11 protein-coding genes and 6 tRNA genes are annotated in these 14,624 nt (G+C 41.2%); 7 read left to right on the top strand and 10 right to left on the bottom strand.

The genetic code is table 11. The features are described from left to right. Positions 1 to 26: 26 nt before the first annotated feature. The gene (locus OCU78_RS09690) at positions 27 to 905 is read left to right on the top strand and encodes a LysR substrate-binding domain-containing protein (protein WP_137374632.1); all 879 of its coding nucleotides are present in this window, start codon (positions 27 to 29) and stop codon (positions 903 to 905) included. A 465-nt stretch (positions 906 to 1,370) separates the two neighbouring features. Here OCU78_RS09690 and OCU78_RS09685 read toward each other — a convergent pair whose 3' ends face one another. The 3 genes from OCU78_RS09685 to OCU78_RS09675 all read right to left on the bottom strand — a co-directional run bounded on the left by OCU78_RS09685 (position 1,371) and on the right by OCU78_RS09675 (position 4,982). After that, positions 1,371 to 2,291 (bottom strand): YeiH family protein, encoded by a 921-nt coding sequence (locus OCU78_RS09685; protein WP_137374631.1) that lies wholly within the window; start codon positions 2,289 to 2,291, stop codon positions 1,371 to 1,373. A 209-nt stretch (positions 2,292 to 2,500) separates the two neighbouring features. After that, positions 2,501 to 4,375 (bottom strand): MFS transporter, encoded by a 1,875-nt coding sequence (locus tag OCU78_RS09680; RefSeq protein WP_137374630.1) that lies wholly within the window; start codon positions 4,373 to 4,375, stop codon positions 2,501 to 2,503. Positions 4,376 to 4,391: 16 nt separating this feature from the next. Beyond that, entirely contained in the window at positions 4,392 to 4,982 is a 591-nt protein-coding gene (locus OCU78_RS09675) for a TetR/AcrR family transcriptional regulator (RefSeq protein WP_137374629.1), read from the bottom strand. 194 nt (positions 4,983 to 5,176) lie between these two features. On the opposite strand from OCU78_RS09675, the gene OCU78_RS09670 reads away from it, so the two are divergent. After that, positions 5,177 to 6,085 (top strand): Tim44 domain-containing protein, encoded by a 909-nt coding sequence (locus OCU78_RS09670; protein WP_137374628.1) that lies wholly within the window; start codon positions 5,177 to 5,179, stop codon positions 6,083 to 6,085. Positions 6,086 to 6,276: 191 nt separating this feature from the next. Further along, positions 6,277 to 6,537, top strand: a complete 261-nt coding sequence (locus tag OCU78_RS09665) for a DUF5062 family protein (RefSeq protein ID WP_137374627.1) — start codon at positions 6,277 to 6,279, stop codon at positions 6,535 to 6,537. A 195-nt stretch (positions 6,538 to 6,732) separates the two neighbouring features. Here the strand turns inward: OCU78_RS09665 and OCU78_RS09660 are convergent. From OCU78_RS09660 to OCU78_RS09635, 6 genes are all read right to left on the bottom strand, one after another. Beyond that, a tRNA-Tyr gene (locus OCU78_RS09660) sits at positions 6,733 to 6,817 on the bottom strand. Positions 6,818 to 6,918: 101 nt separating this feature from the next. Continuing rightward, a tRNA-Tyr gene (locus OCU78_RS09655) sits at positions 6,919 to 7,003 on the bottom strand. A 101-nt stretch (positions 7,004 to 7,104) separates the two neighbouring features. Further along, positions 7,105 to 7,189, bottom strand: a tRNA-Tyr gene (locus tag OCU78_RS09650). A 101-nt stretch (positions 7,190 to 7,290) separates the two neighbouring features. Then, positions 7,291 to 7,375 (bottom strand) — tRNA-Tyr (locus tag OCU78_RS09645). A 101-nt stretch (positions 7,376 to 7,476) separates the two neighbouring features. Beyond that, positions 7,477 to 7,561: transfer RNA gene (locus tag OCU78_RS09640), tRNA-Tyr, on the bottom strand. Positions 7,562 to 7,663: 102 nt separating this feature from the next. Next, positions 7,664 to 7,748, bottom strand: a tRNA-Tyr gene (locus OCU78_RS09635). 343 nt (positions 7,749 to 8,091) lie between these two features. On the opposite strand from OCU78_RS09635, the gene OCU78_RS09630 reads away from it, so the two are divergent. The 3 genes from OCU78_RS09630 to OCU78_RS09620 all read left to right on the top strand — a co-directional run bounded on the left by OCU78_RS09630 (position 8,092) and on the right by OCU78_RS09620 (position 12,789). Beyond that, positions 8,092 to 9,165, top strand: coding sequence for an efflux RND transporter periplasmic adaptor subunit (locus OCU78_RS09630; RefSeq protein ID WP_137374626.1), 1,074 nt, complete (start codon positions 8,092 to 8,094; stop codon positions 9,163 to 9,165). Beyond that, positions 9,165 to 12,278: a vibriobactin export RND transporter permease subunit VexH gene (gene vexH, locus OCU78_RS09625; protein ID WP_137374625.1), complete on the top strand. Its 3,114-nt coding sequence runs from the start codon at positions 9,165 to 9,167 to the stop codon at positions 12,276 to 12,278. Before OCU78_RS09630 ends, vexH begins: the two co-directional genes overlap by 1 nt. Before the next feature lie 193 nt (positions 12,279 to 12,471). Then, positions 12,472 to 12,789 carry a DUF1244 domain-containing protein gene (locus OCU78_RS09620; protein ID WP_137374624.1) on the top strand — a complete coding sequence of 106 codons (318 nt, stop codon included), beginning with the start codon at positions 12,472 to 12,474 and terminating at the stop codon, positions 12,787 to 12,789. A 117-nt stretch (positions 12,790 to 12,906) separates the two neighbouring features. On the opposite strand, the gene OCU78_RS09615 is transcribed toward OCU78_RS09620, so the two are convergent. Continuing rightward, positions 12,907 to 13,971 (bottom strand): PLP-dependent cysteine synthase family protein, encoded by a 1,065-nt coding sequence (locus OCU78_RS09615; protein ID WP_137374623.1) that lies wholly within the window; start codon positions 13,969 to 13,971, stop codon positions 12,907 to 12,909. A 153-nt stretch (positions 13,972 to 14,124) separates the two neighbouring features. On the opposite strand from OCU78_RS09615, the gene OCU78_RS09610 reads away from it, so the two are divergent. Continuing rightward, positions 14,125 to 14,583 (top strand): Lrp/AsnC family transcriptional regulator, encoded by a 459-nt coding sequence (locus OCU78_RS09610; RefSeq protein WP_137374622.1) that lies wholly within the window; start codon positions 14,125 to 14,127, stop codon positions 14,581 to 14,583. Positions 14,584 to 14,624: the final 41 nt, after the last annotated feature.

Below are 14,624 nucleotides of genomic sequence, written 5' to 3'. Positions count from 1 at the left end.
TTAAAAATTTTAATGCATGAGGCAATATGGCAAACCACCAGTCTTTACTTAGAAATCTTCATACTTTCAATGTGGCGGCTGAGAAGATGAGCTTTACGCTAGCAGCAAAGAAACTGCATTTAACTCAAGGTGCTGTGAGTCATCGAATCAAAGTTCTGGAAGGTGAATTGGGGTTTAATCTTTTTGTGCGTGGGACTCGGAAACTTGAATTAACGGAAGAAGGGCAGCGGTTCCAACGTACCTTATCTAAATCGCTAAGTTCTATTTTTGGAGAGATAGAAGATATTACCAATACCGATTTGTACGGTCAGATCAATATTGGGACTAGCCCTGCTTTTGCCAACAGTTGGTTATTGCCAAGGCTTGCCGATTTCAAGCAGCGATACCCAAAATTTAATCTCAATATTTTCTCGCAAGAAGAGCAAGATTTTCATCAAAACCACTTAGATATAGCCATTTATTATGGCGCGGAAGATTTGACTGATATGCACCGTCAACGGTTATTTGGTGAAAGCTATATCCCAGTTTGCACTCCTAGTTATGCAGCACAGCATAATATTTTTGATGACGGTTTGGATTCCTTGCACCGAATTAACTTTATTCACGCATTAGGTTCAGATGTTTGGCAGCGTTGGATCAAATATCATGATCTTGATATCAATTTATTCGAGCAATTTTACTGCGTGAGTCACCGTGATATGGGAGTACAAAGTGCCTTACATAACATTGGGGTTGCAATGGGGCGCTACCACTTCATCAAACCATACATTGAAACAGGTGAGCTTATTACGCCGTATCCCAGCATGGATACCAAAAAAAGCTATGACTTGATTTGCCCGTTAGGAACAGAAAAAAGACCCAAGGTAAGAACTTTTATTCGATGGTTAGAAGAACAGTTGAATTAGGCTACTTGGATGCGAACTCTATCAAGAGTAAATAGCCATGCTAAGCGGCTAAACTAGCAAAAGTTATCTAAACAACATGGAGTAACTTTCTTGGATGAGTTAGTTGATTTAGCGATAAAATAGTCCGAAACAGAATTTAAGATATTTATAACTTTCAATCATAATAAAACCGTAAATCAAGGAAATATTGAATAACTAAGGGAATAGTGATTAACGGTATTAATATGAAAATGGTTCTGGTATCCGCAATACTGCTGCAAATTGCTTTAGCAATTGTCTCTGAAGGTTTGATTCGATCACTCGCTGAGTTAACAGCCTTTGTTCTAACCATTGCGCTTGTTATGAGTATAAAAAAGGCAAAGCAACATAATTGCTCTGCCTTCGTTAAATAATTTATATCTACTTTAAGCTTGTTACTTTAGATGGAGTGTTTTCCGCTGAGCATTAAGCCGCGTTAATTTCAAATTAAGTCAGTGTTAACCAAGCAAGTGAACCTGTGGATATCATCACCCACAAACTTACGCCAAACATAAGTGGTTTTGGACCTGCTGCTTTTAACTTTTCAATTGAAATCCCGCAGCCAATTAAGAACAAACACACCACAAGCGCCCGCTTAGATACATCAAAAATTCCTTGGTAGATAGCATCAAATTGTGGCATTACGTCGCTGATAAAAATGGCAGCACAATAAAACAGAATGAAATATGGAATAGTAATTTTCTTCTGGTCATTTCTGAAGAGAAGAGCGCTGATAAAAGCGATTGGGATGATCCAAAGAGCCCGTGCCAATTTCAAGGTTGTTGCAGTAGTTAGTGCTTCCTCACCGTAGGCTGAAGCCGCCCCTACAACTGAAGATGTATCATGGATCGCTATTGCTGCCCAAGTACCGAAAGTATGTTGGCTAAGCTCTAAAGCGTGACCAATAACAGGAAAGAGAAATAGCGCAATAGAGTTAAGAACGAAAACGGTCGCCAGAGCCAGCCCGATCTGTTCATCGTCTGCTTTAATCGCTGGTGCGACTGCTGCAATTGCACTGCCACCACAAATCGCGGTACCTGAAGAGATAAGATAGCCAGTGGTTTTTTCTAAGCCCATCTTTCTAGCCAGTATCCAGCCTACAGATAATGTACCCAAAATACTTACGACAATAAGCCCAATGCCATCACCAGTAACCGCTAAAGCTTGTTCAAATTGAATTCCAAAACCTAAGCCAACAATAGAGTAGGCGAGTAATTTTTTGGTGAGTTTTCCAATTTGTAGGTGCGAAGGAACAAGCCCAAGACTTGCCAGTAAAAAGCCAATAACAAGTGCGGTGGGAGAACTAACCCAAGGTGTTAAACAAAAGAGAGCGGCAATATAAAAAGGGGCTGTTTTTTTTAGGTTCATGGTATTCAGGTTAGCTGGCTGGGTAAGTTTTGTCTAAGGGGGTACTATACGCTTAATCTTTCGGTAAGTAAGTCTAAATGATTTGAACAAACGTTAAGAAAAACTAAACGCCTGCTCAAGCTTCATTAAGCATTAAGCATTAAGCATTAAGCATTAAGTGGCTAAGTAATTAAGTGACTAAGCCACCAAGTGATTAATCGAACAAGCAACTACCGTCTGTTGCCACGTAGATCAATGACAGCTTCTCTTAGCCCTTGGCTCGAAGCCTGCTCCGCGGGAATTGAGGTGCCTACTTCTATTTCTAATTTCGTCCAAAAACGGCTCGGTAGCCCTTTACATGCTGTGCCCTTGTAACGACTAAAATAGCTTCCCCAAAGCCCTTTAAGCGCCATTGGGATAACAGGCACAGGTGAGCGTCTAATAATAATTTCCATCCCTCGCATGAATTCACCAACATCGCCATCAGGCGTTAAACGCCCTTCAGGAAAAATACAGACAATGTGCCCATCAGCTAATGATTGCTCAACCTCATTGAATGCATTACGAATGGATTTTCGATTGGTTGCAGAAATTGGTATCACGCCAGCACGCTTCAAAAAACGTCTTAATGGAGGCAAATTTGCGTACTCTTCTTCCATTACAAAGTGGATTAAACGAGGGCAAACCGCGCTTACTAATAGAGCGTCCATATAGCTAACATGGTTACAAACAATCAACGCTCCGCCTTTCTCAGGCAAATTTTGCAGATTTTTATGCTCTACTCTGTACATTGTGTGAGTGACGACCCACATCAAGAAGCGAACCGCGAAAATGGGTACTTGATAAAAAAGGTAGCAAACAATCAAAGAGTTAATGATTGCCAGTAATAAGAAAAGTTGGGGGATAGTTAGCTCTAAAAAGCTTAAGCAAATTATGCCTAGAATAGCACTGCCAACCATGAATAAAGAGTTATAGATATTAAGAGCGGCAATGACTTGAGCTCGTTCGTTTACTTTAGCCCTGTGCTGCATTAAAGAGTATAGAGGGACAATAAAAATCCCCCCAGAAATACCCAGTAAAAGTAGGTAGGTGAATAGAGGCCAAAGCTTATCGTAACTAATGAACTCAGAAAAAGAAGTAAAACTAGGCAAAGACTCAGGAATCGATGTTGCTAATAGGAAGCCAAAAATGGAAATACCTAAACTTCCCAGAGGAACAATTCCAATCTCTATCCGATGGTTTGACAGCTTATCGCATGCTAAAGAACCAGCAGCGATACCAACCGAAAATAGAGCCAGTAAGAAAGCTACGGAGCTTTCTGTACCGTTGAGATATATTTTTGTGAAGTTTGGAAATTGAGTTAGGTAAGTCGCGCCCAAGAACCAAAACCAGCTAATTGCCATTAGGGCTTGGAAGGTGGCTTTATCACGTTTAGCTATCGCCAGAGTATTACGCGTCAGCTTTAACGGACGCCACTGTACCTTTAGATCAGGAGCGCTTGCAGGTGACTCTGGGATAAATCGGCTAGAAACGTAGCCTAAAATTGAAAAAGCAACTACACATGCGGCAGCAAAATATTTTGAATATTCGACAGAGGTTAATAGCCCTGCACCTATCGTACCCATCAAAATAGCGAGAAATGTACCAGTTTCAACTAAGGCATTTCCTGGAACTAACTCTTCAGGTTTAAGTTGCTGAGGTAACAAAGCATATTTCACAGGACCAAAAAATGCGCTTTGTGTCCCCATTAGGAACAATAAGCCTAGTAAAATTCCGTAACTTTCGTAAATGAAGCCGATCGCTCCAAGGGACATTATTGCAATTTCTAGTAACTTAACCTTACGGATAAACCACGATTTTTCGTATTTATCAGCCAGCACTCCAGCTAAAGCTGAGAATAGAAAAAAGGGAAGAATAAACAATCCAGCCGCTAGATTGATGAACAAGTGGCTAGATATGGGTAGGGATTCTACATTCGCGAAAGCTACAAAAAGCAACAATACATTCTTAAAGATATTATCGTTAAAAGCGCCCAGAAATTGAGTAATAAAGTAAGGGAGGAACTTTTGTTGCGTTAACAGCGAAGTGGGGCTGTTGCTATTCATTGGTTGTCCTTCGCGTTTACCAGCTGATTAAGTAACTAGAAATTAAGTTATGAATTAACTCTTTACCATCAATAGGTTCTGCTGAGAAAAATTTATCGTCAACGCTTAAAAGTGTTATTCCATGAACACCAGACCATAGTACACGGCTCGCTTTTAATACTTCATCTTCACTGCGTTCCGGTGCTAGCACACTCAATAGTTGTTCTAGCATGCCAGTCATTCCATCAATACGCTTAGTTTGCCATTCAGGCAAGGTTTCACCATTCATATTATGCTCAAAAATGAGTTGCCAGCGATTTGGATGTTTTTGAGCGAAATCATGGTAGCAATAAGCAAGTTTAAATAATGCGTCTTTTGGGTCTATGGACTCATCAACGACTTTAGCCGCTTCTATTGACAGTTCATCAAGGGTTTGAGCGACGGCATGAAGGAGTAATATGTTGTAATTACCGAATACATTGACAAGCGTGCTAGGAACATAGCCGATCATATTAGCCACTTTTCTCAGGCTTAGTTCATGATACGAATTCTCATCTAAAAAACCTTTAACAGTCGCTAAGGTAAGCTGAATAAGTTGTTCGCGAGTATGATCGTTTCTGCGTGCCATGGTAATTTCTAATAAATGAACATTGTTCAATATTTTAGTCTTGCGCAGAAAACGCGTCAACTGTTTCAATTCTCAAGAAAACAATAAGAGTCGCAATATTCTGATACATGTATGCGTGATGTGAACATTTCATTGTTCATTGTTAACGAGTATGATTAAGGAGTCGAAAAAAAAGAAACCTATAAAGGATAACAATGAAACGATTTTTCTCACTAATCGCGATCATGTTTGTAACTGTCGCGGTGACACCAATCGCAGAAGCGAAAAAATTTGGTGGTGGTAAGTCATTTGGCAAAAGTTTCAAAACGGCCCCAGCACAAAAAAAACAAAATACGGACACGATTCAACAAAATCAAGCTGGTAAAACTGCTGCCAATAAAAGCTCAAGTAAAAAGGGCTTGATGGGCGGTATTTTAGGTGGACTTCTTGCCGGTGGTCTTTTAGCTGCATTTTTTGGGGGCGCATTTGAAGGTATCCAATTTATGGATATGCTCATCATGGGTCTAATTGCATTCTTGGCATTCAAGTTTTTACGCAAAATGCTTGGTGCTAAGCAAGGCTCGATGAATCAGGGTGGTCGCCAACCTGCTTTCGGTGGTATGAATCAAAATAAATTTGAGCAGCCAAAGCAACCGCAACAGCCTAATGTACATAACTTTGAACAAGCTCAACCTCAGTCACAAAATCAAGCTGGTGGTTTTGGGTTTGGTGCTCAAAGTGATGTTCCGCACAATTACCCACCGGGTTTTGATCAGGCGGCATTCATTAATGGTTCTCGTGAGCATTACCGTACACTGCAAGGTGCATGGAATCACAACGAATTGAATACGATTGAAGAATACGTTTCAGCAAGTCTATTTGAAGACTTGAAAGCAGAACGTAATAAGCTAGAAGGTGAGCAGAATACAGACGTAATGTATGTTGATGCTGAGATCGTTCGAGCAGATCATGATGCGAGCAAAGCACAACTTAGCTTACAATTTAGTGGTCGTTACCGTGATACCGCTGAAGGTGTAGAAGAAGACATCACTGATGTTTGGCACCTAGAGCGTGATTTAACGGTTCCAAATGCACCATGGTTGATTGTTGGTATCCAAGGTTAATCACTAATTCATTCAATTTAGTCATTGAATTAAACGCCTGTCGAGTATTCGGCAGGCGTTTTTATTTGTCTCTATATTCTATTTTTAGACCTGACTCTCGATAGTTAGTTAAGGTTTGGGAGCAATGTAATCGTGTAACAACTTGAGTTTGATATACTTACTCTTCAATCGATACAGAGAGTGGTGACGGTATGTCAAAAACAACAAAGTTACATAATGAAGACAAGCTAGTAAAAAAAGCTCTGGAAGTCGGTTTAAAAATGGCAAAAATGCAAGGGTTGAACTTGCCTACTACTCCGCAGCCTTTGAAAACGAAAGCTGTTTATTTGTTTTTAGTTGAGGTGAATCAGATCACTCCTCTTCCTGATGAAAAATTAGATGGAGCGAATATTAAGAAGAGGTTAGCACTTTGGATACATAAGGTATTGCCTGATAACGATCCTCTGAAGTAGAGACTGAACAAGATAGAGCTTAAATAATACAAAGCTGGAACAAGTAGCGCTTAATACTAGGTAATCGCGAATAGAGTAGGGTCTAGTAGTTGAATATTGCTTAGATAAGTATGATATAGAAATAATGTTTACTGCTAGAAACGAAAAAAGCCAACTCAATGAGTTGGCTTTTCGATTTTCCAATTAAGGATAATATGGTGGAGGGAGACGGATTCGAACCATCGAAGGCAGTGCCGGCAGATTTACAGTCTGCTCCCTTTGGCCACTCGGGAACCCCTCCAGGGTGTGTCTTACTCTTCACAAAGTAAGCCTAAATTGATGTTTTCCCATAAGCCCATCAATCAGGTTGTTCTCTTAACTCAAATAGAGGTAAGAAGAATATGGTGGAGGGAGACGGATTCGAACCATCGAAGGCAGTGCCGGCAGATTTACAGTCTGCTCCCTTTGGCCACTCGGGAACCCCTCCAGGGTGTGTCTTACTCTTCACAAAGTAAGCCTAAATTGATGTTTTCCCATAAGCCCATCAATCAGGTTGTTCTCTTAACTCAAATAGAGGTAAGAAGAATATGGTGGAGGGAGACGGATTCGAACCATCGAAGGCAGTGCCGGCAGATTTACAGTCTGCTCCCTTTGGCCACTCGGGAACCCCTCCAGGGTGTGTCTTACTCTTCACAAAGTAAGCCTAAATTGATGTTTTCCCATAAGCCCATCAATCAGGTTGTTCTCTTAACTCAAATAGAGGTAAGAAGAATATGGTGGAGGGAGACGGATTCGAACCATCGAAGGCAGTGCCGGCAGATTTACAGTCTGCTCCCTTTGGCCACTCGGGAACCCCTCCAGGGTGTGTCTTACTCTTCACAAAGTAAGCCTAAATTGATGTTTTCCCATAAGCCCATCAATTAGGTTGTTCTCTTAACTCAAATAGAGGTAAGAAGAATATGGTGGAGGGAGACGGATTCGAACCATCGAAGGCAGTGCCGGCAGATTTACAGTCTGCTCCCTTTGGCCACTCGGGAACCCCTCCAGGGTGTGTCTTACTTTTCACAAAGTAAGCCTAAATTGATGTTTTCCCATAAGCCCATCAATCAGGTTGTTCTCTTAACTCAAATAGAGGTAAGAAGAAATATGGTGGAGGGAGACGGATTCGAACCATCGAAGGCAGTGCCGGCAGATTTACAGTCTGCTCCCTTTGGCCACTCGGGAACCCCTCCAGGGTGTTTTTCCTATCTCATAATGGATAGGCTAAAGAAATGTTTTTCCCAACGCATCTCTCAAGTTCGGAGCGCATCATAGCAAACACGTAAAACCTGTAAAGGGTTTTTCTAATGCTTTTGTGTTGAATGCTGACTTTTTGGGCAAAGGTGCTGAAAACTGCGCATTTTGATCGGTTACTAAGCATTTTTTCCTTAATATAATTGGTTTTAAGTAAACCGATGTTTTCCTATTTCACCTATTTACGGATATTTACACTTCTTGACGTTATAAATGGCTTCAATTGATAGAATATGTCCAACTTCATTTGCAGATACCTATTTTTACTTGCAGACCAATATTATGAAAAACAAAACAATTATCTCACTGCTAAGTCTGTCTATTCTCATGGCTTCGCCAGTTGCAATGTCAAAACGTATGGGACCAAGCTCAGTTACTGTAGTGACAGAGCAAGTTGATATTCACCAAGTTAATCAATCGCTTTCTTTGATCGGAAAATTAGAAGCTGAGCAATCGGTTATTATTTCTTCAGAAGTATCAGGGAAAGTGGATTCCATCCATATAAAAGCGAATCAAGAAGTAAAGCAGGGACAAGTTCTGGTTTTACTGAATGATGACAAAGCCAAAGCAGCAGTTGCTGAAGCTAAAGCCTACTTAAAAGATGAACAACGTAAACTTGCAGAATTTGAGCGCTTAGTTAAGCGCAATGCAATTACACAAACCGAAATAGATGCACAGAAAACGAATGTTGATATAGCAAATGCTCGTTTATCTGCTGAAAACGCTAATTTGAAAGACTTGCACATTACTGCTCCGTTTGCGGGTACTGTCGGCTTTATCGACTTTAGCCGTGGCAAGATGGTTAGCGCAGGGACTGAACTCGTCACCCTTGATGATCTTTCTGTTATGCAATTGGATCTACAAATTCCTGAGCGTTACCTATCTAAATTATCTGAAGGTATGGAAGTGACGGCTCAAACTAGCGCGTGGGGAGATACTGTTTTCACCGGTACCGTGGTTGGTGTTGATTCTCGAATTAATGAAGAAACCTTAAATTTACGTGTACGTATTCACTTTGATAATGAAAGTCGTCAGCTAAAGCCTGGTATGTTGACCGCGGCTAATATGAATTTCCCAGCGATTGAAGCGCCTATCATTCCTGTTCAGGCTCTAGAATACTCCGGTACCAAGCGATTTGTGTATGTGGTGGGTGAAGATAATAAAGCGACTCGTACCGAAGTGTTCTTAGGTGCACGTATTGGTAATGAAGTAGTTATCGATAGAGGCATTGAAATCGGCCAAAAGATCGTAGTTCAGGGCATTGTTAATATGCGTGATGGTGTTGCTGTTCAAGAACTGGGTGTATCAAAATCTACTGCTCAAAAAGATAAGCCAGCAAAAGAAGGGGCTAACTAATGCTGTTATCTGACGTCTCCGTCAAGAGACCAGTCGCAGCCCTGGTATTGAGTTTGCTTCTGGTTGTATTCGGTATTGTGTCATTCTCGAAACTTGCTGTGAGAGAAATGCCAGATATTGAAAACCCTGTCGTCTCCATTAGTACTCGGTATGAAGGTGCATCTGCAACCATCATTGAAAGTCAGATAACGTCGAATTTAGAAGATCAGTTATCAGGCATAAGTGGGATCGATGAAATCGAATCCACGACTCGAAACGGCTCTTCACGGATCACCATTACGTTTGAATTAGGTTATGACCTTAATACTGGTGTCAGTGATGTTCGTGATGCCGTTGCGCGTGCTCAGCGTTCATTACCTGATGAAGCCGATGACCCTATTGTTTATAAAAATAATGGTAGTGGTGAAGCGTCTGTTTATATCAACCTAAGTTCGACAGAAATGGACCGAACGCAGTTAACCGATTATACAGAGCGTGTATTGATTGATCGCTTTAGTTTGATTTCAGGTGTGAGTTCAGTCGATATATCAGGTGGCTTGTACAAAGTCATGTATGTGAAACTGAAACCGGCATTAATGGCTGGGCGCGGCGTCACTGCTTCTGATATTACTTCAGCATTGAAAAATGAAAACATCGAAAGTCCTGGCGGTGAAGTTAGAAATGACGCCATTGTCATGTCAGTTCGAACCGCCCGTTCATACACTGAAGCCAGAGATTTCGAGTATTTAGTGGTTAAGCGAGCTTCAGATAACTCACCTATCTATTTAAAAGATGTAGCAGATGTTTATATCGGCGCTGAAAACGAAAATTCGACCTTTAAGAGTGACGGTGTTGTCAACGTCAGCATGGGTATTGTCCCTCAATCAGATGCTAACCCACTTGAAGTCGCTGACTTAGTGCATAAAGCCGTTGAGGATATTCAAAAATTCTTACCTGATGGCACTAGGCTAGCAGTTGATTACGACTCGACTGTTTTTATCGACCGTTCAATTTCAGAGGTGTATAGCACACTCTTTATTACTGGTGGTTTAGTTATACTTGTGCTTTATGTCTTTATAGGCCAAGCACGCGCAACGCTCATTCCAGCAGTGACGGTTCCAGTATCTTTGATTTCATCATTCATTGCTGCTTACTACTTTGGTTTCTCAATTAACCTTATTACGCTGATGGCGTTGATCTTGTCCATCGGTTTAGTTGTTGATGATGCCATCGTAGTCGTTGAAAACATTTTCCACCATATTGAGCGTGGAGAATCTCCTCTACTTGCTGCTTATAAAGGGACACGAGAAGTAGGGTTTGCTGTTATTGCGACAACACTCGTGCTTGTAATGGTGTTCCTGCCTATTTCGTTTATGGACGGAATGGTTGGTTTATTGTTCACTGAGTTTTCCGTGTTGCTTGCAATGTCGGTAATTTTCTCATCGATAGTGGCGCTAACATTAACACCAGTTCTTGGAAGTAAAATTCTAAAAGCTAATGTGAAGCCTAATCGTTTCAATATGTTTGTTGAACGTATATTTGGCAAATTAGAAAGCGGTTATAAAGGTATTTTACGTCGAGCGTTGAATTGGCGTTGGGCCGCTCCTATCGTCATCATTGCGTGTATGGGAGGCAGCTACGGTTTAATGCAACAAGTACCTGCTCAGTTAACACCTCAAGAAGACCGAGGCGTAATTTTTGCGTTTGTGCGTGGTGCAGATGCAACCAGTTATAACCGTATGTCTGCGAACATGGACATTGTTGAAGAACGCTTAATGCCATTACTTGGTCAAGGGTTCTTGAAATCATTCAGTATTCAATCTCCAGCCTTTGGCGGTAATGCCGGTGACCAAACTGGATTCGTTATCATGATCTTAGACGATTGGAATGAACGAGAAGAAACCGCTCAAGAGGCATTGAATGTCGTTCGTAAGTCACTTACGGGTATTCCTGATGTCCGAGTTTTCCCATTCATGCCGGGTTTCCGAGGTGGTTCGAGTGAGCCTGTACAATTCGTACTTGGTGGGTCTGATTACAATGAACTTCAAAAGTGGGCTGACATCTTAAAGCAAGCTGCGGAAGATTCCCCAATGATGGAAGGTGCCGATATAGATTACTCGGAAAAAACACCTGAATTATTGGTAACGGTTGATAAGCAGCGTGCCGCTGAGCTTGGTGTTACTGTGTCGGATATTTCCGATACATTAGAAATTATGCTGGGCGGGAAAAGTGAGACAACATTTGTTGAGCGTGGTGAAGAATATGACGTTTATTTACGTGGTGATGAGAATAGCTTTAACAACGCCACTGATTTAAGCCAAATATACATGCGTACGCAATCGGGTGAGTTAGTGACATTAGATGCGCTCACTAATATCGAAGAAGTCGCTTCGTCGATTCGTTTATCTCACTACAACAAGCAAAAGTCAGTGACCATTACAGCGAATTTAATGGATGGATATACACTTGGTGATGCACTCGACTTTCTTGACCAACAAGCAATAGAGCAGCTACCTGGTGATATCTCTGTGAGCTATTCAGGTGAGTCGAAAGATTTTAAAGAGAATCAATCCAGCATTTTGGTGGTGTTTGCTCTAGCTATGTTAGTGGCTTATTTAGTGCTGGCTGCTCAATTTGAAAGCTTCATTAACCCATTAGTTGTTATGTTTACTGTGCCTATGGGGATCTTTGGTGGTTTCTTAGGGCTAGTAGTGATGAGCCAAGGGCTGAATGTGTACAGTCAAATTGGTATGATCATGCTGATTGGTATGGTAACGAAAAATGGTATTTTGATTGTTGAGTTTGCTAACCAACTGCGTGATAGAGGCATTGAGTTCGAGAAAGCAATTATTGATGCTGCAGCAAGACGTTTACGCCCAATATTAATGACCGCGTTTACGACATTAGCGGGTGCTATTCCACTAATTACCTCAACGGGTGCCGGTTATGAAAGCCGAGTGGCCGTTGGTACGGTGATCTTTTTTGGTATGGGTTTCGCGACATTAGTTACGCTCTTTGTTATTCCTGCTATGTATCGCTTAATCTCTGGTTCAACTCGTTCTCCTGGGCATGTTGAAGCTGTACTTAATAAAGAACTGAGTCATGATACTGTCGGAAGAACGAACCACGGTTAGTCATTCTGTGAACGTGATGAAGTATTTGCGTTTATGCGCATGTATTAATCGCTAGGTAGTAAAATACTCTTCTAATGAAAAGCCTGCATTTGTGTATAGCGAATAGCCGGCTTTTTTTGTATAACAGGAAGGCTGGACAGAAAATTCGTAACTGAAAATAATAAAACAACAAAACCTTAAGAAGGAAAGTAAAGTGGCAGAATTCAAATACAAGAACCTTTCTCAAGAAGAACAAGATAAGTTAGATGCGGCATCATTCCGTCGTTTGCTTGCACACTTAGATGATAATAAAGATGTTCAAAATATTGATTTGATGATCTTAGCGGGTTTCTGCCGTAACTGTTTTAGTAAATGGTACAAAGCAGAAGCTGAACAGTTAGGAGTAGATATCGATATAGATGATGCGCGTGAGCGTGTGTATGGCATGACTTACGATGAGTGGAAGCAAAACCACCAGCCAAAAGCGACAGCTGAACAGCTTGCTGCTTTTGAAGCAAAGCAAAAAGATTAATGTACAACAAGGTGGATGTAGTCGTGACTTCAAATTAAGAAAACGGTTTTGGGTGATTACAGCCTCTGAAAACAAAAGAGCCCGTAAAGGGCTCTATTATGTTTCACTTAGCTAGAATTACATTTCGCCAGTTTGGTCGAAGGTTTTTAGTTTTGCAGTATACTCTTTTAAGTCGCCAATATTTTCACGAATCCACTCATCGTTAAAATAAGTATCTAGGTATCGTTCACCGCTATCGCATAATAAAGTCACGATAGAGCCTTTCTCCCCTCGCGCTTTCATGTCAGATGCTAATTGAAGAACCCCATACATATTCGTACCAGTCGAAGCACCTACTTTTCGGCCTAACATCTCAGACAACCAGTGCGTAGTGGCAATACTGGCTGCATCAGGGATCGTGCGCATTTCATCAATCACCCCAGTGATAAAACTTGGCTCTACACGTGGGCGACCAATACCTTCAATCTTACTGCCTTTGTCACCAGTAATATGCTTATCACCCGTTTTAAAGTAATCGTGGAAAACCGAGTTTTCAGGGTCAACGACGCACAGTTTTGTTTCATGCTGCTGGTAACGAATGAATCGTCCAATCGTCGCTGAAGTACCACCAGTGCCTGGGCTCATCACTACCCATGTTGGAACCGGATGATCTTCCATCTGCATTTGGTTGAAAATGGAGTTAGCGATGTTGTTGTTCCCTCGCCAATCCGTTGCACGCTCTGCGTAAGTAAACTGATCCATGTAGTGACCATTGAGTTCATCAGCTAAACGGTAAGATTCTGCGTAAATTTGGTCAGAACGATCGACCAAATGTGCTTGCCCGCCATAGTACTCAATTTGGTCAATTTTAGTTTGAGCTGTAGATTTTGGCATCACAGCAATGAAAGGTAGACCGAGTAAGCGAGCAAAGTAAGCTTCTGAAACCGCAGTGCTACCAGAAGATGATTCGATAACCGTTGTTTCAGGACCAATCCAACCATTGCAAATGGCGTAAAGGAATAATGAACGAGCTAAGCGGTGCTTAAGAGAACCTGTTGGGTGCGTACTCTCATCTTTTAGATAAACATCAATACCTTCGATGCTGGGAAGATCGAGTTTGATTAGATGAGTATCCGCAGAACGTTGGTAATCGGCTTCGATTTTACGGATGGCGTTATTGATCCATTGATGGTCTGTACACATAGGAAACTCCATGAGCAGCTAAGCTGTCTATTCGTTATTATTAATTAGTATGGTAATAATTTATCTATTTTTCAGGAGAAAAGCTTTGCTATATTTACTATGATTAGTCAGTTTTATAGAAAACTTTTCTACTAATATTGGGTTTTAAAGGAAATGTTAGATTCGGTTGATAAAAAAATACTGGGGTTGTTGCAGCAAGACAGTACATTATCTTTAAGTGATATGGCTGAAGCTGTAAATTTAACGACTACACCGTGCTGGAAAAGGTTAAAGCGTTTAGAAGAAGAAGGGGTGATAGAAAAGCGAGTCGCTTTGTTGAACCCAGAAAAGCTGGACCTTTCTTTTACCGCTTTTGTCCTAATAAAAACCAGTGATCATTCTCATGAATGGTATGGTCGATTTGTCAGTACTGTCTCAGAGTTTCCGGAGGTAATGGAATTTTATCGCATGGCCGGCGAATATGATTACATGATGAAGGTGCAGGTGAGAGATATGAAATGCTTCGATGAATTCTATAAGCGTTTAGTGAATAGCGTTGATGGGATTTCGAACGTCACTTCTACTTTTGCCATGGAGCCATTGAAATATACAACCGCTCTGCCTATCTGTTAAACAAAACTGTTGATGGAACGGTTTCATTTCTAATCTAAAGT

This window comes from Vibrio gallaecicus, from assembly GCF_024347495.1.
Classification (GTDB): domain Bacteria; phylum Pseudomonadota; class Gammaproteobacteria; order Enterobacterales; family Vibrionaceae; genus Vibrio; species Vibrio gallaecicus.
This window is presented reverse-complemented; position numbering and strand designations above follow the sequence as displayed.